This window comes from Shinella fusca (genome assembly GCF_014203155.1).
Taxonomy (GTDB): Bacteria; Pseudomonadota; Alphaproteobacteria; order Rhizobiales; family Rhizobiaceae; genus Shinella; species Shinella fusca.
Genome location: NZ_JACHIK010000002.1, coordinates 73,727 through 95,001 on the forward strand (window position 1 = coordinate 73,727; position 21,275 = coordinate 95,001).

The 21,275-nt window shown below is 65.3% G+C and carries 21 protein-coding genes; 13 read left to right on the forward strand and 8 right to left on the reverse strand.

The features are described 5' to 3' along the window. Window positions 1-4 precede the first annotated feature (4 nt). Window positions 5-1,789 carry an IlvD/Edd family dehydratase gene (locus HNQ66_RS02715; RefSeq protein WP_184140601.1) on the reverse strand — a complete coding sequence of 595 codons (1,785 nt, stop codon included), beginning with the start codon at window positions 1,787-1,789 and terminating at the stop codon, window positions 5-7. Between the two features lie 147 nt (window positions 1,790-1,936). Between HNQ66_RS02715 and HNQ66_RS02720 the strand changes: the two genes are divergently transcribed. Further along, window positions 1,937-2,839: a DMT family transporter gene (locus tag HNQ66_RS02720; protein ID WP_184140603.1), complete on the forward strand. Its 903-nt coding sequence runs from the start codon at window positions 1,937-1,939 to the stop codon at window positions 2,837-2,839. On the opposite strand, the gene HNQ66_RS02725 is transcribed toward HNQ66_RS02720, so the two are convergent. Then, window positions 2,836-3,651 (reverse strand): MerR family transcriptional regulator, encoded by an 816-nt coding sequence (locus HNQ66_RS02725; protein ID WP_184141308.1) that lies wholly within the window; start codon window positions 3,649-3,651, stop codon window positions 2,836-2,838. The two genes, HNQ66_RS02720 and HNQ66_RS02725, sit on opposite strands and share 4 nt — an antisense overlap. Before the next feature lie 174 nt (window positions 3,652-3,825). Here HNQ66_RS02725 and HNQ66_RS02730 point away from each other — a divergent pair, with 174 nt between their 5' ends. Then, a complete protein-coding gene (locus tag HNQ66_RS02730; protein WP_184140605.1) occupies window positions 3,826-5,103 on the forward strand; it encodes a 4-aminobutyrate--2-oxoglutarate transaminase in 1,278 nt (425 codons plus the stop codon). Between the two features lie 85 nt (window positions 5,104-5,188). After that, a complete protein-coding gene (locus HNQ66_RS02735; protein ID WP_184140607.1) occupies window positions 5,189-6,670 on the forward strand; it encodes an NAD-dependent succinate-semialdehyde dehydrogenase in 1,482 nt (493 codons plus the stop codon). Window positions 6,671-6,706: 36 nt separating this feature from the next. On the opposite strand, the gene HNQ66_RS02740 is transcribed toward HNQ66_RS02735, so the two are convergent. From HNQ66_RS02740 to HNQ66_RS02755, 4 genes are read right to left on the reverse strand one after another with little or no spacing between them, the layout of a single operon-like run. Continuing rightward, complete coding sequence (locus HNQ66_RS02740; RefSeq protein ID WP_184140609.1) at window positions 6,707-7,102, reverse strand: type II toxin-antitoxin system VapC family toxin; 396 nt, start codon at window positions 7,100-7,102, stop codon at window positions 6,707-6,709. Next, window positions 7,102-7,341, reverse strand: coding sequence for a type II toxin-antitoxin system VapB family antitoxin (locus HNQ66_RS02745; protein WP_184140611.1), 240 nt, complete (start codon window positions 7,339-7,341; stop codon window positions 7,102-7,104). Before HNQ66_RS02745 ends, HNQ66_RS02740 begins: the two co-directional genes overlap by 1 nt. A gap of 58 nt (window positions 7,342-7,399) precedes the next feature. After that, a complete protein-coding gene (gene maiA / locus HNQ66_RS02750) occupies window positions 7,400-8,044 on the reverse strand; it encodes a maleylacetoacetate isomerase (protein WP_184140613.1) in 645 nt (214 codons plus the stop codon). 3 nt (window positions 8,045-8,047) lie between these two features. Continuing rightward, a complete protein-coding gene (locus HNQ66_RS02755; RefSeq protein WP_184140615.1) occupies window positions 8,048-9,064 on the reverse strand; it encodes a fumarylacetoacetate hydrolase family protein in 1,017 nt (338 codons plus the stop codon). 84 nt (window positions 9,065-9,148) lie between these two features. Between HNQ66_RS02755 and HNQ66_RS02760 the strand changes: the two genes are divergently transcribed. Continuing rightward, a complete protein-coding gene (locus tag HNQ66_RS02760; RefSeq protein WP_246434148.1) occupies window positions 9,149-9,709 on the forward strand; it encodes a DUF2585 domain-containing protein in 561 nt (186 codons plus the stop codon). 2 nt (window positions 9,710-9,711) lie between these two features. On the opposite strand, the gene hmgA is transcribed toward HNQ66_RS02760, so the two are convergent. After that, window positions 9,712-11,052, reverse strand: a complete 1,341-nt coding sequence (hmgA, locus tag HNQ66_RS02765; RefSeq protein ID WP_184140619.1) for a homogentisate 1,2-dioxygenase — start codon at window positions 11,050-11,052, stop codon at window positions 9,712-9,714. A gap of 80 nt (window positions 11,053-11,132) precedes the next feature. On the opposite strand from hmgA, the gene HNQ66_RS02770 reads away from it, so the two are divergent. From HNQ66_RS02770 to HNQ66_RS02800, 7 genes are all read left to right on the forward strand, one after another. After that, the gene (locus HNQ66_RS02770) at window positions 11,133-11,591 is read left to right on the forward strand and encodes a MarR family winged helix-turn-helix transcriptional regulator (protein WP_184140621.1); all 459 of its coding nucleotides are present in this window, start codon (window positions 11,133-11,135) and stop codon (window positions 11,589-11,591) included. Between the two features lie 88 nt (window positions 11,592-11,679). Beyond that, window positions 11,680-11,934, forward strand: coding sequence for a WGR domain-containing protein (locus HNQ66_RS02775; RefSeq protein WP_184140623.1), 255 nt, complete (start codon window positions 11,680-11,682; stop codon window positions 11,932-11,934). 211 nt (window positions 11,935-12,145) lie between these two features. Further along, window positions 12,146-13,348: a plasmid partitioning protein RepA gene (gene repA / locus HNQ66_RS02780; RefSeq protein WP_380778155.1), complete on the forward strand. Its 1,203-nt coding sequence runs from the start codon at window positions 12,146-12,148 to the stop codon at window positions 13,346-13,348. A 2-nt stretch (window positions 13,349-13,350) separates the two neighbouring features. After that, entirely contained in the window at window positions 13,351-14,370 is a 1,020-nt protein-coding gene (repB, locus tag HNQ66_RS02785; protein WP_184140627.1) for a plasmid partitioning protein RepB, read from the forward strand. Window positions 14,371-14,526: 156 nt separating this feature from the next. Beyond that, on the forward strand, window positions 14,527-15,810 hold the full coding sequence (gene repC, locus HNQ66_RS02790; protein ID WP_184140629.1) for a plasmid replication protein RepC: 1,284 nt from the start codon (window positions 14,527-14,529) through the stop codon (window positions 15,808-15,810). Window positions 15,811-15,900: 90 nt separating this feature from the next. Then, a complete protein-coding gene (locus HNQ66_RS02795; protein ID WP_184140631.1) occupies window positions 15,901-16,194 on the forward strand; it encodes a DUF6074 family protein in 294 nt (97 codons plus the stop codon). A 96-nt stretch (window positions 16,195-16,290) separates the two neighbouring features. After that, window positions 16,291-17,019, forward strand: a complete 729-nt coding sequence (locus HNQ66_RS02800) for an SDR family oxidoreductase (RefSeq protein WP_184140633.1) — start codon at window positions 16,291-16,293, stop codon at window positions 17,017-17,019. Here the strand turns inward: HNQ66_RS02800 and HNQ66_RS02805 are convergent. Further along, entirely contained in the window at window positions 16,970-17,893 is a 924-nt protein-coding gene (locus HNQ66_RS02805; RefSeq protein WP_184140635.1) for a LysR family transcriptional regulator, read from the reverse strand. The genes HNQ66_RS02800 and HNQ66_RS02805 overlap by 50 nt on opposite strands. 146 nt (window positions 17,894-18,039) lie before the next feature. On the opposite strand from HNQ66_RS02805, the gene HNQ66_RS02810 reads away from it, so the two are divergent. Both HNQ66_RS02810 and HNQ66_RS02815 read left to right on the forward strand, forming a co-directional pair. Beyond that, window positions 18,040-19,863 (forward strand): sensor histidine kinase, encoded by a 1,824-nt coding sequence (locus HNQ66_RS02810; RefSeq protein ID WP_184141310.1) that lies wholly within the window; start codon window positions 18,040-18,042, stop codon window positions 19,861-19,863. Next, a complete protein-coding gene (locus HNQ66_RS02815) occupies window positions 19,860-21,215 on the forward strand; it encodes a sigma-54-dependent transcriptional regulator (RefSeq protein ID WP_184140637.1) in 1,356 nt (451 codons plus the stop codon). The genes HNQ66_RS02810 and HNQ66_RS02815 overlap by 4 nt, the downstream gene beginning before the upstream one ends. The last annotated feature ends 60 nt before the right edge of the window (window positions 21,216-21,275 follow it).

Consider the following 21,275-nt stretch of genomic DNA (forward strand, 5'->3'; position numbering starts at 1 on the left):
GCCGTCAGTGATTGTGCCGCGGCGGGGTCTTTGCGATCTGCCGGAAATCGGCGGCGCCCTCGATGACGGCGCCGTCCGCAAGCTGGGTGACGGTCTGGCGGTACAGCCGCTGCCAGGGGGTGGCATCCGCCGGCACCGGCGGAATGCCATCGGCCTTGCGCCTTTCGATCTCGCTGTCGTCGACCAGCATGTCGCATCGCCCCTTTTCGAGATCGATGCGGATCGTGTCGCCGGTGCGCAGCCAGGCAAGGCCGCCGCCGGCCGCGCTTTCCGGCGAAGCGTTGAGGATCGAGGGGCTGTCCGCCGTGCCGGATTGCCGTCCGTCACCGATGGTCGGCAGGCTGGTGATGCCGCGCTTGAGGAGATGATCCGGCGGCTGCATGTTCACCACCTCCGCCGAGCCCGGCCAGCCGAGCGGCCCCGCGCCGCGGATGACGAGGATGGTGCGCTCGTCGACGCCGAGCGACGGATCGTTGATGCGCCGGTGATAATCCTCCGAGCCGTCGAAGACGACCGCCCGCCCCTCGAAGACGCCCTCGCGGCCCGGCTCGCTCAGATAGCGCTGGCGGAACTCCTCGGAGATCACCGAGGTCTTCATGATGGCGAAATCGAAGAGATTGCCGCTGAGCGCAAGGAAGCCCGCCCGCTCCTTCAGCGGCGCGCCATAGGGGCGAATGACCTCGCGGTCGCTGGCTTGCCTGCCTTGAAGGTTTTCCGCCATGCTGCGCCCCGTCACGGTGGGACAGGATCCGTCCAGCTTCTCGGCGTCGAGCAGTTCGCGCATGATGGCCGGCACGCCGCCTGCCCGGTGGAAGCGCTCGCCGAGGAAGCGGCCGGCCGGCTGCACGTCGGCAAGCAGCGGGATATCGTAGCCGTGGAGCTGCCAGTCCTCCGGCTTCAGTTCCGCCCCTGCGTGCTTTGCCATGGCCATCAGGTGCGGCTGGGCGTTGGTCGAGCCGCCGATGGCGGAATTGACGCGGATGGCGTTGAGGAAGGCCTGCCGCGTCAGGATATGCGAGGGGCGAATATCCTCCAGCACCAGTTCCACCGCGCGCCGCCCGGTGCGGTAGGCCATCTGGCCGCGCTCGCGATAGGCCGCGGGAATGGCCGCGCAGCCGGTCAGCGACATGCCGAGCGCCTCGGCGAGCGCATTCATGGTCGAGGCCGTGCCCATCGTGTTGCAATGGCCGATCGAGGGCGCGGAATCCATCGCCGCCTGCAGGAACTCGGCTTCGTCGATGGCGCCGGCGGAAAGCTTGCGGCGCGAGCGCCAGATGACGGTACCCGAGCCGACGAGCTCGCCGTCGTTCCAGCCGTCGAGCATCGGCCCGCCGGAAAGCACGATGGCGGGAATGTCGATGGTGGCGGCGGCCATCAGCGCGGAAGGCGTGGTCTTGTCGCAGCCCGTGGTCAGCACCACGCCGTCGAGCGGATAGCCGTAGAGGATCTCGACGAGGCCCAGATAGGCAAGGTTGCGGTCGAGGGCGGCGGTCGGCCGCTTGCAATTCTCGAAGATCGGATGGGTCGGGAACTCGATGGGGATGCCACCCGCATCGCGGATGCCGTCACGCACGCGCTTGGCGAGCTCTATGTGGTGGCGATTGCAGGGCGTCAGGTCGCTGCCGCTCTGTGCGATGCCGATCACCGGCTTGCCGGCGCGCAACTCCTCGGGCGTGATGCCGTAGTTCATGAAGCGCTCGAGGTAGAGCGCGGCCATGTCGATATGGTCGCGGTTGTCGAACCAGTCCTGCGATCGCAGCCGGCGTCCGGCGGTCTTTTCATTCGTCATCGGGAAGCCTCGTGAATGGATGCCCAGTGTTTCACCCCCGCCCGGAAGGATCAACCGGCGCTTTCCTGATGAAGCCATCAAAATTGCTGACTGGATCGCCCGGCGGGAATATGTCACAGGGCTGCGGATCGAAGAGCCGAGTGCGCCATGTCCGACATCGCCGTTTCCCCGCCCCATGCTTCCGGCTCCGCGCGCCTCGGCGTGCTGTTGATGCTGCTCGGCATGCTGATGTTCTCGCTGAACGACGTGCTCGGCAAATGGCTGGTCTCGACCTATTCGGTCGGCCAGCTCATGCTTATCCGCAGCATCGCTGCGCTGATGGTGCTGGCGCCGTTCTTCTGGCGCATGGGCTGGCGGCGCCTCGTCGATGTCGACCGGCCGAGGCTGCATCTCCTGCGCTCGGCGCTCTTCGCCTTCGAGGCCTCCGGCTTCTACTTCGCCGTCGCCTACATGCCGCTCGCCGACGCCATGACCTACTGGCTCGCCGCGCCGATCTACGTCGCCGCGCTCTCGCCGTTCCTGCTCGGGGAAAAGGTCGGCTGGCGCCGCTGGAGCGCCATCGTCGTCGGCTTCGTCGGCGTGCTCATCGCCTTGTCGCCGTCGAAGGACACATTCACGCTGCCCGCGCTCATCGCGCTTGCGGGAAGCCTTGCCTTCGGTCTTGCCATGGTGCTGGGCCGCACGTTGCGCGCGGCGCCCGATACCACGCTCGTCTTCTGGCAGGTGGCGAGCGCGGCCATTTTTTCCGGTGTCTGGTGCCTTGCCGATCCCGCCGGCTGGACGCCCGTGCGGTCCGTCGATTTCGGGCTTCTCGGCCTCCTCGGCATCGTGGCGATGAGCGCGCACATGCTGGTCAACCGCTCGCTGAAGCTCGCGGATGCGGCAACCGTCGTGCCGCTGCAATATACGATGCTGCTCTGGGCGGTGATCTTCGGCTGGATCTTCTTCGGCGATGCGCCACGTTCCGCCATGCTCGTCGGTGCCGGCTTCATCGTCGCCTCCGGCCTCTTCATCTTCTTCCGCGAGCAGCAGTTGAAGCGTCGAAACTAGAAGGTCGGCGGCGTGTTGATCCAGATCAGCACCGTCTCGCCGTCGTGGCGGTTGCGCCAGGCATGGCGGCGGGCGCTTTCGAAATAGAGGCTGTCGCCGGGGCCAAGGTCGTGGAACTCGTGGCCGTCCAGCACGATCTCTACCTGCCCGGACAGCACATGCACGAATTCCTCGCCCTCGTGCCGGTAGGCGCCGTCCGAGGAGGCGCCGGGGGCGAGCACGAAGCGGTGGCAGTCCATCATGTTGCGCCCGTCGGCCAGCACCTGCACGGTGACGCCCGGCGAGGTTTCCGGCCAGAGCTTCCATTCTCCCGCGCGCACCACGGAGCGCTCGGCCGTTTCCTCCTCGCCCGAAAGCTTCGAGACCGTAGTGCCGTAATAGTCGGCAAGGTCGTGCAGCACGCGAAAGGTGACGCCCTGTGAGGTGCGCTCGAAGGTAGAGAGGACGGAGGTGGCGATGCCGATGTCGCCGGCCACCTGCTCCAGCGTCCTGCCGGCGGCATGGCGCAGGCTCCGGAGCTTGCGTCCGATGCCCTGCGGCGCGTCGCCGTCCGCCGAAGCGGTTTCGCCGGCCGGATCCTCCGCCTCCAGCGCCTCGCGGATGGCGGCGGGGTTGAGGCCGCGCTCGGTGCGATACCATGCGATGCGCTTCAGCCGCGCGACGTCCTCGGCGCTGTACTGGCGATGGCCTGTCTGCGAGCGGCCCGGCACGACGAGGCCCTGCGTTTCCCACAGCCGCAGCGTCGAGGCCGAGACGCCGGCGAGCCGCGCGGCCTCCGCTACCTTGTAATGAACGGGTTCGTTCGCACCCATCATGCCAAATCCCCGATTCTGTCGTATCGTCCGCCTATAGCACCTCTTGTAGAGTGCGCCGGGATATCGAAAATCGCCGTTGCATTCTTGCAGAAAAAATGTAGGAATTCCACTTGAGACTTGCAGAAAAAATGCAAGTTATTCGATACAGCCCTCCAGATCCAGGATAGCGCCATGACCGCAACGCCTCTGACAGACCGCAAGAATGCCGCGATTTCCCGCGGTGTCGGCATGACCACGCAGATCTACGCCGACCGGGCGGAGAACGCGGAAATCTGGGACAAGGAGGGCAATCGCTACATCGATTTCGCCGCCGGCATCGCCGTGGTCAACACCGGCCACCGCCATCCGCGCGTCATCGAGGCCGTCAAGAACCAGCTCGACCGCTTCACGCATACCTGCCACCAGGTCGTGCCCTACGAGAACTATGTCGAGCTCGCCGAGCGGCTGAACGCCATTACTCCCGGCAACTTCGCCAAGAAGACGATCTTCGTCACGACGGGCGCGGAGGCCGTCGAGAACGCCGTGAAGATCGCCCGCGCGGCCACGGGCCGGCAGGCCGTCATCGCCTTTTCCGGCGGCTTCCACGGCCGTACCTTCATGGGTATGGCGCTGACCGGCAAGGTCGTGCCCTACAAGGTCGGCTTCGGCGCGATGCCGGGCGACGTCTTCCACGCGCCCTTCCCGGTCGAGATGCACGGCACGACGGTCGAGCAGTCGCTCGCCGTCCTCAAGAAGCTCTTCGCCGCCGATGTCGACCCGAACCGGGTTGCCGCGATCATCGTCGAGCCGGTGCAGGGTGAAGGCGGCTTCTATCCGGTCCCGGTTCCCTTCATGAAGGCGCTGCGCGAGATCTGCGACCAGCAAGGCATCCTTCTCATCGCCGACGAGGTGCAGACCGGCTTTGCCCGCACCGGCAAGCTCTTCGCGATGGAGCACTACGGCATCGCCGCCGACATCATGACCATGGCCAAGGGCCTCGGCGGGGGCTTCCCGATCGCCGCCGTCACAGGTCGCGCCGAGATCATGGACGCACCCGGCCCGGGCGGCCTCGGCGGCACCTATGCCGGCAGCCCGATCGGCGTTGCGGCGGCCCATGCCGTGCTCGACGTCATCAAGGACGAGGACCTGTGTAACCGCGCGGAAAATCTTGGCGCGCGCCTCAAGCAGCGCCTTGCCTCGCTCCGCGACAAGGTTCCGGAGATCGTCGACATCCGCGGTCCGGGCTTCATGAACGCCGTCGAGTTCAACGACGTCACGACGAAGCAGCCGAGCGCCGATTTCGCCAACAAGGTGCGCCTCAAGGCTCTCGAAAAGGGCCTGATTCTGCTCACCTGCGGCGTCCACGGCAACGTCATCCGCTTCCTCGCGCCGATCACCATCCAGGACGAGGTCTTCGCCGAAGCGCTCGATATCCTCGAAGCGGCGATGGTCGAAGCCCGCGCGGCCTGATCGATAGCTGAACCCCATCCTTCAAGGGCAACACCCGGAGCATCGCTCCGGGTGAACGCTCTTTCCTGTCCGAAAGGAACGAAACATGGCCTTCTACGATGCCCTTACCCGGCACCTGAACTCGACCGATTTCCTGCGCGATGCAGGCTATGTCAACGGCAACTGGATCGGCGGCAACGGTGCGGCGACCTTCGACGTCTTCAACCCCGCGACGGGCGAGAAGCTCGCGACGCTGCCCGAGATGGGCGCAAGCGAGACGGCGGCCGCCATCGATGCCGCCCATAGCGCGCAGGTCCTGTGGGCCGCCCGCCCGGCCAAGGACCGCAGCGCGCTCCTGCGCAAGTGGAACGACCTGATCGTCGCCAATGCCGACGAACTGGCCGCGATCCTCACCGCCGAGATGGGAAAACCCCTGCCCGAGGCGCGCGGCGAGATTCTCTACGCGGCGTCCTACGTCGAGTGGTATGCGGAAGAGGCCAAGCGCATCAACGGCGAAACCATCCCCGCCTCGTCCGCCGACAGGCGCATGCTCGTCATCAAGCAGCCGGTCGGCGTCGTCGGCACCATCACGCCGTGGAACTTCCCGGCCGCGATGATTGCCCGCAAGGTCGCTCCGGCGCTCGCCGTCGGCTGCACGGTCGTCTCCAAGCCCGCCGAGCAGACGCCGCTCTCGGCCATCGCCCTTGCCATTCTCGCCGAGAAGGCGGGCATTCCGGCGGGCGTCTTCAACATCATCCTCGGTACGGACGGCCCGGCCATCGGCAAGGAACTCTGCTATAATCCGAAGGTGCGGAAGATTTCGTTCACCGGCTCGACGGAGGTCGGCCGCATCCTGATGCGCCAGTGCTCCGACCAGATCAAGAAGGTGAGCCTGGAGCTCGGCGGCAACGCGCCCTTCATCGTCTTCGACGATGCGGACCTCGACGCCGCCGTGGAAGGCGCCATGGCCTCCAAGTACCGCAATGCCGGCCAGACCTGCGTGTGCGCCAACCGGCTCTATGTGCAGTCCAACGTCTATGACGCCTTCGCCGAGAAGCTGGCGAAGAAGGTCGCCGAACTTTCCGTCGGCGACGGCTTCGACAAGGGCACGACCATCGGCCCGCTGATCGAGGAAGCCGCCATCGACAAGGTCGAAACCCATATCGCCGATGCTCTCTCCAAGGGCGCGAGCGTGGTCGCCGGCGGCAAGCGTATTCCCGGCAGGGGCACCTTCTTCGAGCCGACCGTTCTGAAGGGTGTCACGCGCGATATGACGGTTGCACGCGAAGAGACCTTCGGCCCCGTCGCTCCGCTCTTCCGCTTCGACACGGTCGAGGACGTGATCGCGCAGGCCAACGACACGGAATTCGGCCTTGCCGCCTATTTCTTCGCCGGCGACCTCAAGAAGGTCTGGAAGGTGGCGGAAGCCCTGGAATACGGCATGGTCGGCGTCAACACCGGCCTCATCTCCTCTGAAGCTGCCCCCTTCGGCGGCATCAAGCAATCCGGCCTCGGCCGCGAAGGCTCCGCCCACGGCGCGGACGACTACCTGGAGATGAAGTACATCTGCATGGGCGATGTGGCCTGACAAGCTCGAACCCGCTCCGCTTCGGCGGTGCGGGTTTCATACGGATTCAATATCTGTCCGGGAAAAATCATCGCCCTTGAAGAGCAGTGGCATATCGAGGTGGCGCGCGCAGGCATAGGCGAAACAGTCACCGAAATTGAGCCCGGCGGGATGCCGCCCCTTGCCGAAGCGTTGGTAAGCCTCGACGGCCGCGGCCACCATGGTTGGAGCGATTGCGATGACCTCGATTTCAAGAGGCCGAATATAGGCTTCCACTTCGCGCAATGCTGTTTGGGGATCGAGCCCGAGAATACGGCTATAGGCTACGCTGGCTTCCCACAACGCCATCGGCGACGTCATTCGCGAATCGGCAGCTATCAGACGCGCTGAAAGGGCCTCCGCATCGCTCTCGTTCGTCATCATGGCGACGATGGCCGAGGCGTCGATAAACATCAGTCTTCGTAGAGACTGTCGATGAAGGCCTTATCGGCCGTAAGGCCGGTCGGCTTGTATTTCCTGTTCAGCTCTCGCGTCATGGCAACTGCCTTCTCCACAAGCGTCGGCTCGATTTCAGCGCGCTCCAGCTCATGCGCCAGCGCCTGCCGCACCGCCTCGGTCTTGCTGATCTTGCGCAGCGCAGATAGCCGGTCGGCGAGCCGGTCGACTTCCTGGTCCTTGACATAGAGCGGCATGGTATATCCTTCTTCAGCTAAAGGTATATATAGCACGCTCCCTTCCGAATATCAAAGCTTACGCCGCCTTCACCGTTTCCGGATGGGCCGCCTGGAAGGCCGGCAGCGCGCGGCAGGTTCCCGTGATGCGTCGCACGCGGTCGAGGCCGGAGAGGTCGACGCCCCAGCGTTCGGCGTTGTAGACCTGCGGGACTAGGCAGAAGTCGGCCATGGTGGGGGTGTCGCCGTGGCAGAAGATGCCGGTGGCCGGGTCGTCGAGGAGGTGCTCGACGGCGGCAAGGCCTTCGCCGATGAACTTCTTCATCCAGCCGACGCGGACCTCCTCCCCTCCCCCGGTGATCTCCAGGACATGGGCGGCGACGCCGGAGTTGCAGACGGCGTGGATTTCCATGGCGATGGCGTAGGAGAGCGTGCGCACGCGCTGCCGGCCGAGCGGATCGGCGGGCAGGAAACGCGCCTCGGGGCGCGTTTCTGCAAGATATTCGATGATCGCCAGCGACTGCGTCAGCATGTGCCCGTCGATCAGGAGCGCCGGCACCAGCCCTTGCGGGTTGCGGGCGCGGTGCTCCGGGGCGCGCTGCTCTCCGGCGAGGAGGTCGACGGCCTCGCGGGCATAGGAAAGGCCGAGGCTTTCGAGTGCGATGCGCAGGCGGTAGCTTGCCGACGAGCGCCAGTAATCGAAGAGCACGATGTCGCCGCTCATCGTTCAGCCTTTCTCGGCGCGCTGCACGGTCTGCTCGATCGCGCCGAAGATGGAATGGCCGGCCTTGTCCTTCATCTCGATGCGCACGGTGTCGCCGAATTTCAGGAAGGGCGTCTTCGGTGCGCCGGTGGCGATGGTCTCGATGGTGCGGATCTCGGCGATGCAGGAATAACCGGCCCCGCCCTCCGAAACCGGCTTGCCGGGCCCGCCGTCCAGCTTGTTGGAGACCGTGCCGGAGCCGATGATCGAGCCGGCGACGAGGGGACGGGTCTTTGCCGCATGGGCGACGAGCTGGCCGAAATCGAAGGTCATGTCGACGCCCGCATCGGCGCGGCCGAAGGGCTTGCCGTTGAGCGAGACGAGGAGAGGCAGATGCAGCTTGCCGCCGTCCCAGGCCTCTCCCAGTTCGTCCGGCGTCACCGCGACGGGCGAGAAGGCGGAGGAGGGTTTCGACTGGAAGAAGCCGAAGCCCTTGGCAAGCTCGCCCGGGATGAGACCGCGCAGCGAGACGTCGTTGACGAGCATGACGAGCTTGATCGCCGCGCGGGCCTCCTCGACGCTCGCGCCCATCGGCACGTCGTCGACGACGACGGCGACCTCGCCCTCCATGTCGATGCCAAAGGCCTCGTCCGCCGCAAGGATCGGTTCGCGCGGCCCGAGGAAGCTGTCCGAGCCGCCCTGGTACATCAGCGGGTCGGACCAGAAGCTCTCCGGCATCTCGGCGTTGCGGGCCTTGCGGACGAGCTCGACGTGGTTGACATAGGCCGACCCGTCCGCCCACTGGTAGGCGCGCGGCAGCGGCGAGGCGGCGTGGTGCTCGTGGAAGCGGACCGTCGGCTGCGAGCCGGTCTCCAGCCCCTCGGCCACGCGCTCCAGCCGCGGGGCGACATGGGCCCAGTCATCGAGGGCGGCCTGCAGCGTGCGGGCGATATGCCCGACCTCCGAGCAGCGCGTCAGGTCGCGCGAGACGACGACCAGACGGCCGTCGCGGGTGGAATCCTTCAGTGTCGCAAGTTTCATGCCCTACTCCCGATCTTGTTTCCGGCCGCAATATGGTGTCATCTGCCGGCCGCCTGTCTCCACCCTCATGCGAGGAAATCCCGCTTGAACCCAACGGTCCGAAATTCCCTGCTGGTCGTCGCCGGCTTTGTCGCCGTGACGGCCATCATCCTTTATACGATGGGTCAGCCGCCCATCTGCAAGTGCGGATATGTCAAACTCTGGCAGGGCGTCGTCGTTTCCTCGGAAAATTCGCAGCATATCTCCGACTGGTACACGCCGAGCCACATCATCCACGGTATCCTGTTCTTCGGCCTCTTCTTCCTTCTCCTGCCGAAAGCGAGCGTGACGGTGCGTCTTGCGCTGGCGCTCGTCGTGGAATGCGGCTGGGAAATCCTCGAAAACACCGACATGGTCATCAACCGCTATCGCGAATCGACGATCTCGCTCGACTATTTCGGCGACAGCGTCATCAATTCGAGCGCGGATATCCTGGCGATGGTGATCGGCTTCTTCCTCGCCTCGCGCCTTCCCGTCTGGGCGAGCGTCGTGCTCATCGTCTTCTTCGAGGCGCTGACCACCTGGCTCATCCGCGACGGGTTGACGCTCAACATCCTGATGCTCGTCTGGCCCATGGAGGCAGTGAAGGCCTGGCAGGGCGGCTAGCTTCACTTGATGCCCGGCGTGCCGTCGAACTTGCGTTCCAGCCCGTCCCAGCATTCGAGATAGTCGTCCTGCAGCGTCTCCAGCTCGGCAGCGAATTTCGTGAGCTGCTGGGGAAAGCGCGTCTCGAACATGAAGGCCATGGTGTGGTCGAGCTTCACGGGCTTCAAGTCGCCGTTGGAAGCCTTCTCGAAGCCCGGCGAATCCGGGCCGTGCGGCAGCATCATGTTGTGCAGGCTCATGCCGCCGGGCACGAAGCCCTCCTCCTTGGCGTCGTACTGGCCGTGGATGAGGCCCATGAACTCGCTCATGATGTTGCGATGATACCAGGGCGGGCGGAACGTATGCTCTGCCACCAGCCAGCGCGGCGGAAAAATGACGAAGTCGACATTGGCGGTGCCCGCTTCTTCGGTCGGCGCCGTCAGCACCGTGAAGATCGACGGGTCGGGATGGTCGAAGAGGATCGCGCCAACGGGCGAATAGGTGCGAAGATCGTATTTGAACGGCGCGTAATTGCCGTGCCAGGCGACGACGTCGAGCGGCGAATGGCCGATCTCCGTGACGTAGAACTTGCCACACCATTTGACGTGTACCCGGCAGGGCGTTTCCTTGTCCTCGTAGGCCGCGACGGGCGTCTTGAAATCGCGCGGATTGGCAAGGCAGTTCGCGCCGATCGGCCCGCGGTCCGGCAGGGTGAATTTCGCGCCGTAGTTCTCGCAGATATAGCCGCGCCAGGTATCGCCCTCGCCGATGCGTGAGACCTTGAACATCATGCCGCGCGGGATGAGGCAGATTTCCAGCGGCTCCACGTCCATGATGCCCATTTCGGTGAAGACGCGGATGGCGCCGAGCTGCGGCACGACGAGCAGCTCGCCGTCGGCGTCGAAGAAATAGTCGTCCGTCATGTCGGCGTTGAACGTGTAGGCGTGCGCGGCCATGCCGACCTGGGTGAGCACGTCGCCCGCCGTCGTCATCGTGCGGATGCCTTTGAGGAAGTTGAGGCTTTCCGCCGGCGCAGGCAGAGGGTTCCAGCGGAGCTGCCCGAGCGGCAGGGAATGGTCGTCGAGGCAGGGCGCGGTCTTCCAGTGCGGATAGCTGGCGTTCGAGAAGCGCCGCGTGTGGCGTACGCTCGGGCGGATGCGGTAGAGCCAGGAACGCTCGTTGGTGCCGCGCGGGGCGGTGAAGGGCGAGCCGGAAAGCTGCTCGGCATAGAGGCCGTATTCGCATTTCTGCGGGCTGTTCTGGCCCTGCGGCAGGGCGCCGGGCAGGGATTCCGTCTCGAAGTCGTTGCCGAAGCCCGGCATGTATTTCAGGCTGTTGGCGCTCTCCGTCGCACGATCCGGCATGGCTTGCCCTCCTCTGCAAGGCTGTCTATCGTCAGATGGTTGCAGGTGTAACTGTCGATTTTGTAACCATCAAGGCGATCATGGATTTCCGGCTCGAGACCTTCCTGCCCTATCGGCTCAACCAGGCGGCCGAACGGGTCAGCCAGCGCTTTGCCGCGCAATACCGCGCGCGCTACCGCATGACGCGGCCGGAATGGCGCACGCTCGCCGCGCTCGGCACCTACGGCCGCATGACGGCGACGGAGATCGGCGTCAATTCCAGCATGCACAAGACGAAGGTGTCGCGCGCGGTGCGGGCGCTGGAGGAAAAGCGCTGGCTGAAGCGCAGCGAGAATGCGGACGACCGCCGCATCGAGCACCTGGTACTGACCGCGGGCGGCCGGCGCATCTACGACGAGATGATCGAACTTGCCCGCGCCTATCAGGCGGAACTCGCGCATCTTCTGGGCGAGGACGGCCTTGCCAGGCTCGAGGCGGGCCTTGCCGCCGTCGAATCCGGATTGCCGGCGGCGACCGCGTGGCGGGGGCCGAGCGACTGAGAATGCATCACGCGGATGAATCGATCCGGCTCCATCGATTCAGGACTTTCATTGGACGGCGTTTCGGCGCTCCGGCAGACTCGGGACCATGGAAGATCGTAGCCCTGCCCTTTCGACACCCCGCCGTTTCCACCGCGTGGACCGAGTGCGCAACATGGCGCGCTTCTACATGCTCTCGCTCGAACCGACGCTTTTCGGCGAGATCGCGGTTCTCCGGCACTGGGGCCGCATCGGCATGGGCGGGCGGCAGAAACTCAGCCTTCACCCGACGCTCGCGGAGGCCGAAAATGTCCTGGCGCGGCAGATCGCGCGGCGTCGCCGACGCGGCTATGTCGAGGCATGAGGAAACCCGCCGTTTTCCCCAGTTGATTCGGACATGCCGATAGGCAGGCCGGCGTCAATGGATTAATCTCTCCAAATTACTGATGGGCCAGCGCTTTCGCGCTCGGCGCGTTAACCATTATTGCCTTGCTCCCCGGTCAGAATCAGTTTCTAAATGCGTTTTAAACCGCAAAATGGGTTTGAAATCGCACTTTGAGATTCTTGGCATGAATATGGCTACAACGTTCGGGCAGGCAATTTCCGAGGTCGATCAACTGATCATCGGCCAGGCGCACGAACTTTCCGACAAGCTGAAGCAGCATCGGCTGGAGATGTTTCCGCCGGTCGCGCAGAAGAGCCTGCGCCAGTTCCAGCTCAGCGAGGCGGCGCGGTTCCTCGGTGTCACCAGCGGGTATCTGCGCAACCTGTCGCTGGAATCCAAGGGGCCCCTGCCGCAGGTGACGCCGTCCGGCCGCCGCTCCTATACGGCCGAGCAGTTGCAGGAGATGCGCGCCTATCTCGAGCAGAACAGCCGCGGCCAGCGCTACGTGCCGCGAAGGCGCAATGGCGAGCATCTGCAGGTCATCGCGGTCGTCAACTTCAAGGGCGGCTCCGGCAAGACGACGACGACGGCGCATCTGGCGCAGCACCTGGCGCTCACCGGCCACCGGGTGCTCGCCGTCGACCTCGACCCGCAGGCGAGCCTTTCGGCGATCCACGGCTTCCAGCCGGAATTCGACGTCGACGAGAACGAGACGCTCTACGGTGCGATCCGCTACGACGACCAGCGCCGTCCGCTGAAGGAGATCATTCGCAAGACGAATTTCCCCGGCCTCGACATCGTGCCCGGCAATCTCGAACTGATGGAGTTCGAGCACGACACGCCGCGCATCCTGGCGCAGGGCAACAGCGGCGATTACGGCCGCATCTTCTTCGCGCGGCTCGACGAGGCCCTGTCCTCGGTCGCCGACGACTACGACGTCGTGGTGATCGACTGCCCGCCGCAGCTCGGCTTCCTGACGATGAGCGCCATCTGCGGCGCGACGGCAGCGCTGATCACCGTGCATCCGCAGATGCTTGACGTCATGTCCATGTGCCAGTTCCTGCAGATGCTCGGCGAGGTGCTGAACACGCTGAAAAGCGCGGGCGGCAACATGAACCTCGACTGGTTGCGCTATCTCGTCACCCGCTACGACCCGGCCGACGGGCCGCAGACGCAGATGGTCGCCTTCATGCGCTCGCTCTTCAAGCAGCATGTGCTGACCAACCCGATGGTCCGCAGCGTCGCCATCGCCGATGCGGCGCTCACCAACCAGACGCTTTACGAGGTCGAGCGCAGCCAGTTCACCCGCGCCACCTATGACCGGGCGCTGGAATCCATGGAGGCGGTCAATACGGAGATCGTCGAGCTCATTCACAAGGCATGGGGGCGTTGATCATGGCGCGCAAGAACGTTCTTTCGAACCTGATGGCACCGGCGGAGAAGTTGACGCCGGTAAACCCCGTCGAAGAGCACCGGCAGCATGTGACCTACAAGGGCATCGGCGCGCTCGGCGCGGTGACCCGCAGCATCGATGCGCTCGCCGCCAAGGCGGATGCGGCCAAGGAGATCGAGGCGAAGCTGACGGCCGGCGAGGTGGTCATCGAGCTGGAGGCCGACCAGATCGAGGATTCCTTCATCTCGGACCGCCTCGCCCACTCCGACCAGCAGTTCCAGGAGCTCGTCGAGGCGATGCGCGTGCGCGGGCAGGATTCGCCGATCCTCGTTCGCCCGCATCCCACCAGGCAGGGCGTCTACCAGATCGCCTTCGGCCATCGCCGCGCCAAGGCGGCGCGCCTGCTCGGCCGACCCGTCCGTGCCGTGGTAAGGGCGCTTTCCGACCGTGACCACGTCATCGCGCAGGGCCAGGAGAACAGCGCCCGCGCCGATCTCTCCTTCCTCGAACGCGCGACCTTCGCCGGGGAACTGGAGGCGCGCGGCTTCGACCGCGAGACGATCATGGCGGCGCTGAGCGCCGACAAGACCACCGTTTCCAAGATGCTTTCCGTGGTGAACCGCATTCCGAAGGCGGTGCGCGCGGGCATCGGGCCGGCGCTCGCCATCGGCCGCGACCGCTGGCACGAGCTGGCGACACGCTTCGACGAACCGGCCAACGAGGACCGCGCCGTCGAATTCCTCGCCCGTGATCGCGTCAAGGCGCGTTCGCCGGAAGAGCGGTTCAACCTCGTCAGCAGTTTCCTCTCGAAGAGCGACGTGCCGATGGCCGTCCGCCGGCCTGTCGTGCCCGCCATATGGGAACGCAGGAACGTGAAGGCCAGCATCAAGGCCAATGGCCGCCAGTACACGATTGCGCTGAAGGCGGCGGAAGCGGCCTCCTTCGGCGCCTACATCACCCGCAACCTTGACCGCCTCTACGAGGCGTACAGGGCGGAAAGCAAAGACAAATCAGGAGATTGATCCGCAAAAGAAAAAGGCCCCCTCAACGTTACCGTCGCGGAAGCCCTTCTCATCGTTTAGCAGCCTGAGAATCGCACTTCCCCGAATCGCAGTCAAGCCTTTTCGGCACCGGTTCCGGTGATGGGGTCTCTTTTGCCTGTTGAAAGGTGAAGAGACATGGAAACGGACGGCATAACGACGCCCTTCGGGCGGCGGTCGATGACGCTTGGCATGCTGGCAAGCCAGGCGCTGGCGAGGACGATCGCGCCGGAAGCGAGCGTCGACAAATGGAAGCTCTATCGCTGGCTCTGCGAGGCAAAGCCGAAGCTCGGCATCAGCGACCGGGCGCTCTCCGTGCTGAATGCGCTGTTGAGCTTTCATCCGAAGACCGAGCTTTCCGGCAAGGATGGCCTGGTGGTGTTTCCCTCGAACGCCCAGCTTTCCCTGCGCACGCATGGCATGGCGGAAACGACGCTGCGCCGGCATCTTGCCGCGCTCGTCGCGGCGGGGCTCCTCACCCGGCGTGACAGCCCGAACGGCAAGCGCTACGTGCGGCGAGACGGCGAGGGTGCCGTCGGCGAGGCGTTCGGTTTCTCTCTCGCGCCCCTTCTCGCCCGGGCAGGGGAGATCGAGCAGACGGCGGCACAGGTGACGGCCGGGCGCCTCCTGTTGCGGCGCCTGCGCGAGCGCGTGACGCTCGTTCGTCGCGACATCGCCAAGCTGATCGAGACCGGCCTGGAGGATGGCCTTGCCGGTGACTGGATGGGGTATGAGGCGGCCTATCGCCGGCTCGTTCTTTCCCTGCCGCGGGTTGCGACGGTGGAAATCCTGACGCCGATCCTCGCCGAACTCGAAGCCCTTCGCAACGATATCCTCAACAGCCTGGAACAACAGGTTATTTTTCAAAATATGGCGGGCAATGCCGATCAAACTGAGCGGCACAAACAGAATTCAAAACCCGACTCCACCTCTGATCTTGAACCTCGCTTCGAACCGAAGCAGGGAGGCGATGCCGAACCCGGCGATCAGCCGCCCACCCCGTTGGACCGGATGGACGACAGGATATCGGAAGGGAGACGGACCAGCCAGAAGAAGCCGGCGCCGGCCGAGCCGCACAAGCCCTATCCGCTGGGCCTCGTCCTTCAGGCCTGCCCGGAAATCGTGGCGTTCGGACCCGGCGGGGCCATTTCGGGCTGGCGGGATCTGATGACCGCCGCGGTGGTCGTGCGTTCGATGCTTGCGATCAGCCCGTCGGCCTATGAGGCGGCGTGCGAGGTGCTCGGGCCGGAGAATGCGGCGACGGTCATCGCCTGCATTCTTGAGCGGGCCGGGCACATCAACTCGGCCGGCGGATACCTGCGGGATCTGACGCGCCGGGCCGAACGCGGCGAATTCACCCTCGGTCCCATGCTGATGGCGCTGGCGCGGGCAAACGGTACGCCGGCAAAGTGTGCCGGATAAGGGCGGGGAAGGCGATGGATTCGGCTTTGGAAACCGCACGTTAACCATGGGCTTCCTAATCATGGGCGGAAGACAAGGAAGACCGAATCAATGCCGTCACATGCCTCGGCGCAACAGCGCCGCCGTTCGACCCCTGCCAAGACCAGCCCGGTCGTCCCCTTCCCCGCCGAGCGCCGCACGGCGCATGTGCGACGTTGCGCCGGCGAGCTGGACGGTCTTCACGGCGAGGACGCGCGTCTCTACTGGCTGCGGGTCTGCCGGGAACTGGCGGCGGAGCTGCGCAAGTTCGGTTCGGACGAGAGCCAGGCACGCGCTGCCGTCTTCGCCTTCCAGGAAGAGGTCCAGCAGGAGCTTCTTCGCCTGCATGACGGTACGGACGATTGACCATCGGAAATTCCGATTGAACCATCGGTTTCTTCCGTTTCCCTCCGGAGCCGCCTCCGGGGCATCTGCATTCCGTAACCAATCGGGAGATGCAAGATGCAGAACGATCTTTCAGGACAATGTATTGTCATCGCCGGGGGAAGCTCCGGCATGGGCCTCGCGCTGGCGGAAAGGCTCGCCTTGCGGGGCACCCGCACCGTCATTCTTGGCCGCAACGCGGAAAAGCTGTCCGCCGCCCGTGAAAGCCTCGGCGGCAATGCGCGCGCCATAGCCTGCGATATCACCGACGAAGCTCAGGTGGCGCGCATGTTCGCCGAACTCGATGCCGTCGACCATATCGTCGTCACGGCGGCCGACATCGAAGGCGCCTACCGGCTGCTGCCGGATATCGAGCTTGCCGCGGCTCGGCGTGTCATGGAAAGCAAGGTCTACGGGCCGTTGCTCCTCGCCAAGCATGGAGCGCCGAAGCTCAGGGCCAACGGGTCGATCACCTATACGTCCGGCATCGCCGCCTATCGTCCTTCGGCACGCGGCTCCGTCGTCGCTTCCGCCAATGCCGCGCTTGAGGGACTGGTGCGGGCGCTTGCGGTGGAACTCGCGCCGATCCGGGTCAACGCGGTCTCGCCCGGCTGGGTAGACACGCCGATCTGGTCCTTCGTGGCCGGTGATGCGAAGGCGGCCACGCTGCAGGCCATGGCCGAGCGTCTGCCCGTCGGCCGTGTCGGCCAGCCGGAGGATATCGCCGATGCGATCCTGTTCCTGATGCAGAACGGCTTTACGACGGGCTCGGTGCTGCATGTCGAAGGCGGGCATCGGCTGATCTGAGGCCGGTTCGCGCGAAATCGAGGAAGGCCGCGATGGCGCGGCGTCGGACCGTGCCGTGCCGCCAGAAGAGGTGGAGCGGTGCGGCGGCGTCCGCCCGCGGCCATTCGAGCTCGGTTACCCGGTCAGCCCCGGCATTGCCGGCAAGGGCGAGCCGCGGCACGAGGGCAAGGCCGCCGCCCGCCGCGACCATCTGAACGATCGCGCCGATGCTGGCGACCTCGGCGGCGGGAGTCGGCGACGCGAACCCGGCCGCTTCGAACCCTTCCTCGAACATGCGGCGATAGGTGCAGCCCCTCGCCGTTGCGATGAAGGCTTCCCGCGCGAGGCGGTCGAACCCCCCTCCCCCGTCGTGGCAGGAGGCGGGGGCGATGAGCACGAGCGGTTCGTCGGCAACCTTGCGCGATTTGAAACGGTCGTCGGCCCCCGGGCCGAAGAAGGACAGTGCGAGATCGAGGTCGCCGGCGGCAAGCTGGCGGGAGAGCTCGCCGCTCGATGCGACGGTGACCCGGATCGCGATGTCGGGATGGGTTGCGGCGAACTTCGGCAACAGCATCGCCAGCTTGCTTGCGGCAATGGTTTCGAGCGTGCCGATGGAGAGCGTGTCGGCGGCAATGCCCGACGCCTGGCGCACGGCGATCCGCGCCTCCTCACCGATGAGCACCAGCCGCTCGGCAAAGGGCAGGAATGCGCGGCCGGCCTCGGTGAGGGTGATGCCGGAGCGGGCGCGATGAAAAAGCGCTGTCTCCATCTCAGCTTCCAATGCCTGGATCTGGTCGCTGACGCTCGACTGGGCAAGATGCACCTCGGCGGCTGCCCGGGTGATGTTGCCGCAGCGGGCGACGGCCAGGAACGTCTTCAATTGTCTTGGATGCATGAACCGCCCCGGCTGTTGTGCAAGTTGTCTTCTAGCAAATCGTCGGCGATGCCGAAACCGCTACGAGCCCTTCGTCCTCCTCCCCTCCCCCTATGAAACGTGAAGGCCTATCGGTAGGATGGAGGGCGGAGAGGAGCCGCCATTCGATGAAACTTCGCCATGCCCTGGCCTTCACGATCCTGCCCATCATCGTCATGCTCGCCATTCTTCAGGGCGGCGCGCTGTTGACCCGCAGTTACATGGAGGAGGCCTCGCTTCAGGCGAGTTCGGCCTTGCGGCTTGCCGTCGCGGCGCTTGCCGGCCATCTCAGCCGTTACGAGCCCCTGCCCGCGCTGATCGCCGACCATGAGATCATCGAAGAGCTGCTGCGGACGCCCACCGAGCCCGCCCTTCGCCAAGCGGCGAACGAGTATCTGAAGGGAATCAACCAGTTACTGGAATCCTCGGATATTTATGTCTTGACACCGGACGGTAACACGATTGCCGCCAGCAACTATGACGTTCCCGGCACGTTCATCGGCCAGAATTTCCATTACCGTCCCTATTTCCAGAGCGCCATCGTTGGGCAGCAGGCCCGGTTCTATGCACTCGGCACGACGTCGCTGAAGCGCGGCTACTATTTCTCGGCCCCTGTCGAGGAGAGTGGGAAGATCCTCGGGGTCATCGTCTTCAAGGTGGATATCGACTCCATCGAGAATTCCTGGCGCGGCGGTGAATACAAGATCTTCGTCGCGGATCCCGAAGGCATCATCTTCATGACCGGCAGCCCGGAATGGCTCTATACGGGCATCCTGCCGCTCGATGCGCCGCGGCTGGCGCGCACCCAGGCATCGCGCCGCTATGCGGAAGCCGAACTCCGCCCCCTGCCCGTCTCCGAGGCAGTTTACCACGGTCAACAACTGATGCAGATCGCTGAGGGCGGCACGCGACGCGAGTATCTGCGGCTGTCGCATTACATCCCCGAGGCCGACTGGACCGTGAACGTCCTGCTCGACACGGCGTCCGTCCGCACGCAGGCCCGCACGACGCTGGTCGCCGTCCTGCTCTTCATCTGCCTTGCCGCCCTCGCCGCCGCCATCCTCTGGCAACGCCGTGCCCGGGTGGTCGAGCGGTTGCGGCTTCAGGAGGAGGCACGCAACACGCTGGAGAAACGGGTGGAGGAACGCACCGCCGATCTTGCGCGCGTCAACGAGCAGATCGAGCTGGAGATCGCCGAACGGAGGCTCACGGAACAGGAGTTGCGCAAGACGCAGGCCGACCTTATCCAGGCGGGCAAGCTTGCCGGTCTTGGCCAGATGTCGGCCGCGCTGTCTCACGAGTTCAACCAGCCGCTCGCCGCCGCCAAGACCTATGCCGACAGCGCCGCCCTTCTCATCGATCGCGGCCGCGTGCCGGAAGCGCAGGACAACGTGCGGCGCATCTCAGCCCTCATCGACCGTATGGCCTCCATCAGCCGTCACCTGCGCAACTTTGCCCGCAAGCCGAACGAGAAGCTGGGTCCAGTTCCCCTCCCCGAGGTCATCGCCGACACGATGGAGATCGTCGCTCCGCGGCTGAAGGCGGCGGATGCGCGGCTTATGGTGGATCTGGAGGAAGAGGGGTTGGTGGTGCAGGCCGGGCCGGTGCGCCTGCAGCAGGTCCTCGTCAATATCGTCAGCAATGCTGCGGACGCCGTGGAGGGGCTGGGGAACCGGGAAATCACGCTGTCGGCACGACGCACGGCCGGACGCATCGCCATCGAGGTTGGCGACCGCGGGCCCGGCGTGCCGGCGGCCATTGCCGAGCGTATCTTCGATCCGTTCTTCACCACGAAGGGCGTTGGCCGTGGCCTCGGGCTTGGCCTTTCCATTTCCTACAACATTATCAAAGACTTCGGTGGGAATCTCTCCGTCTCCGATCGACCGGGCGGCGGCGCCGTCTTCCGCGTCGTGCTCGACAGCGCGGCAGAGGTGCAGGAGGCAGCGGAATGACGGATGCCCGCGTCCTCCTGATCGACGACGAGGAAGAGATGCGCCGGTCCACCGCGCAGGCACTGGAACTTTCCGGGCTCGATGTAGCGACCTTCTCCAGCGCGGAGCGGGTTTTGGAGCTGGTCGGCTACGCCTTCGCCGGTGTGGTCGTCAGTGACATCCGCATGCCCGGCATGGACGGCATGACGCTGCTCCAGCGCATTCGCGAGGTGGACCCGGAGGTGCCGGTGATCCTCGTCACGGGCCATGCGGATGTGCAGCTCGCCGTCAGCGCGATGCGTGCCGGCGTATACGACTTCATCGAAAAACCTTTCGCCGCGCAGCATCTGGCCGGCATTGCCCGGCGGGCGATGGAACGCCGCGCGCTTGTCCTCGACAACAGGCGCCTGCGCGCCGTTGCCGGCAAGCGGGACGATATCGAGGCCCGCCTGCCCGGCCGCACCCAGGTGATGGTCGACCTCCGCTATCGGCTTCGCGCCATCGGCGCGGCAGATGCCGATACGCTCATCATCGGCGAGACCGGCGTCGGCAAGGAGGTGGTTGCGCGGGCGATGCACGACATCAGCGCCCGCGCGAGCAAGCCATTCATCGCCATCAATTGCGCCGCGCTTCCGGAGAACCTCATTGAAAGCGAGCTTTTCGGCCACGAGATCGGCGCCTTTCCGGGGGCCCTCAGACCGCGTTACGGCAAGTTCGAGCACGGCCGCGGCGGCACGATCCTGCTCGACGAGATCGGTTCCATGCCGGTGGATGTTCAGGCCAAGTTCCTGCGTGTGCTGCAGGAACGCGTCATCACGCGCCTCGGCTCGAACGAGGCCGTGCCGCTCGATGTGCGCTTTCTGGCGACAAGCAAGGTGGATCTGGCGCACGAGGTGGCGGCCGGGCGTTTCCGCGCGGACCTCTTCTACCGTCTCAATGTCGCGACGCTGCATGTGCCGTCGCTGGAGCAGCGGCGGGCGGATATCCCTCTTCTTTTCCTCCAGCTCGTGCGGGAGGCGGCGGCGCGCTACGGCCGCGCCGACGTCGAGGTGCCGGCGGAGCTGATCGCCGACGTCGCCGGCCGCTCCTGGCCGGGCAATGTGCGGGAGTTGCGCAATGCGGCCGACCGTTTCGTGCTCGGTCTCGACGGTGCGCCGGAGGAGGCCGGCGGCGACGGCGCTCCGCAGCGCCTGGCCGACAAGGTCGCCGCCTATGAGCGTGGCCTCATCGCCAGCGCTCTCGCCGCGCATGGCGGGAGCCTCAAGCCCGTCTACGAACAACTCGGCGTTTCCCGCAAGACGCTTTACGAGAAGATGCAGAAATACGGGCTCGACAGGAATCTCGGCACGGACCTGCTTCAGAGCGACCTGTAAGCTCCGATGGGTGGAAATCCACCCATCTCTGCCGCGCTTTGTCCCCGCTTCCACCCATGG

What these genes read in the sequence shown, in the direction of transcription:
- HNQ66_RS02805 (WP_184140635.1), bottom strand. Translation starts at nt 17,893, where the DNA reads ATGCATCCAAGACAATTGAAGACGTTCCTGGCCGTCGCCCGCTGCGGC.
- HNQ66_RS02815 (WP_184140637.1), top strand. Translation starts at nt 19,860, where the DNA reads ATGACGGATGCCCGCGTCCTCCTGATCGACGACGAGGAAGAGATGCGC.
- HNQ66_RS02720 (WP_184140603.1), top strand. Translation starts at nt 1,937, where the DNA reads ATGTCCGACATCGCCGTTTCCCCGCCCCATGCTTCCGGCTCCGCGCGC.
- hmgA (WP_184140619.1), bottom strand. Translation starts at nt 11,052, where the DNA reads ATGCCGGATCGTGCGACGGAGAGCGCCAACAGCCTGAAATACATGCCG.
- HNQ66_RS02735 (WP_184140607.1), top strand. Translation starts at nt 5,189, where the DNA reads ATGGCCTTCTACGATGCCCTTACCCGGCACCTGAACTCGACCGATTTC.
- HNQ66_RS02795 (WP_184140631.1), top strand. Translation starts at nt 15,901, where the DNA reads ATGCCGTCACATGCCTCGGCGCAACAGCGCCGCCGTTCGACCCCTGCC.
- repB (WP_184140627.1), top strand. Translation starts at nt 13,351, where the DNA reads ATGGCGCGCAAGAACGTTCTTTCGAACCTGATGGCACCGGCGGAGAAG.
- HNQ66_RS02745 (WP_184140611.1), bottom strand. Translation starts at nt 7,341, where the DNA reads ATGCCGCTCTATGTCAAGGACCAGGAAGTCGACCGGCTCGCCGACCGG.
- HNQ66_RS02770 (WP_184140621.1), top strand. Translation starts at nt 11,133, where the DNA reads ATGGATTTCCGGCTCGAGACCTTCCTGCCCTATCGGCTCAACCAGGCG.
- HNQ66_RS02730 (WP_184140605.1), top strand. Translation starts at nt 3,826, where the DNA reads ATGACCGCAACGCCTCTGACAGACCGCAAGAATGCCGCGATTTCCCGC.
- HNQ66_RS02725 (WP_184141308.1), bottom strand. Translation starts at nt 3,651, where the DNA reads ATGGGTGCGAACGAACCCGTTCATTACAAGGTAGCGGAGGCCGCGCGG.
- HNQ66_RS02755 (WP_184140615.1), bottom strand. Translation starts at nt 9,064, where the DNA reads ATGAAACTTGCGACACTGAAGGATTCCACCCGCGACGGCCGTCTGGTC.
- HNQ66_RS02800 (WP_184140633.1), top strand. Translation starts at nt 16,291, where the DNA reads ATGCAGAACGATCTTTCAGGACAATGTATTGTCATCGCCGGGGGAAGC.
- HNQ66_RS02775 (WP_184140623.1), top strand. Translation starts at nt 11,680, where the DNA reads ATGGAAGATCGTAGCCCTGCCCTTTCGACACCCCGCCGTTTCCACCGC.
- HNQ66_RS02715 (WP_184140601.1), bottom strand. Translation starts at nt 1,789, where the DNA reads ATGACGAATGAAAAGACCGCCGGACGCCGGCTGCGATCGCAGGACTGG.
- maiA (WP_184140613.1), bottom strand. Translation starts at nt 8,044, where the DNA reads ATGAGCGGCGACATCGTGCTCTTCGATTACTGGCGCTCGTCGGCAAGC.
- repC (WP_184140629.1), top strand. Translation starts at nt 14,527, where the DNA reads ATGGAAACGGACGGCATAACGACGCCCTTCGGGCGGCGGTCGATGACG.
- HNQ66_RS02810 (WP_184141310.1), top strand. Translation starts at nt 18,040, where the DNA reads ATGAAACTTCGCCATGCCCTGGCCTTCACGATCCTGCCCATCATCGTC.
- HNQ66_RS02740 (WP_184140609.1), bottom strand. Translation starts at nt 7,102, where the DNA reads ATGTTTATCGACGCCTCGGCCATCGTCGCCATGATGACGAACGAGAGC.
- repA (WP_380778155.1), top strand. Translation starts at nt 12,146, where the DNA reads ATGGCTACAACGTTCGGGCAGGCAATTTCCGAGGTCGATCAACTGATC.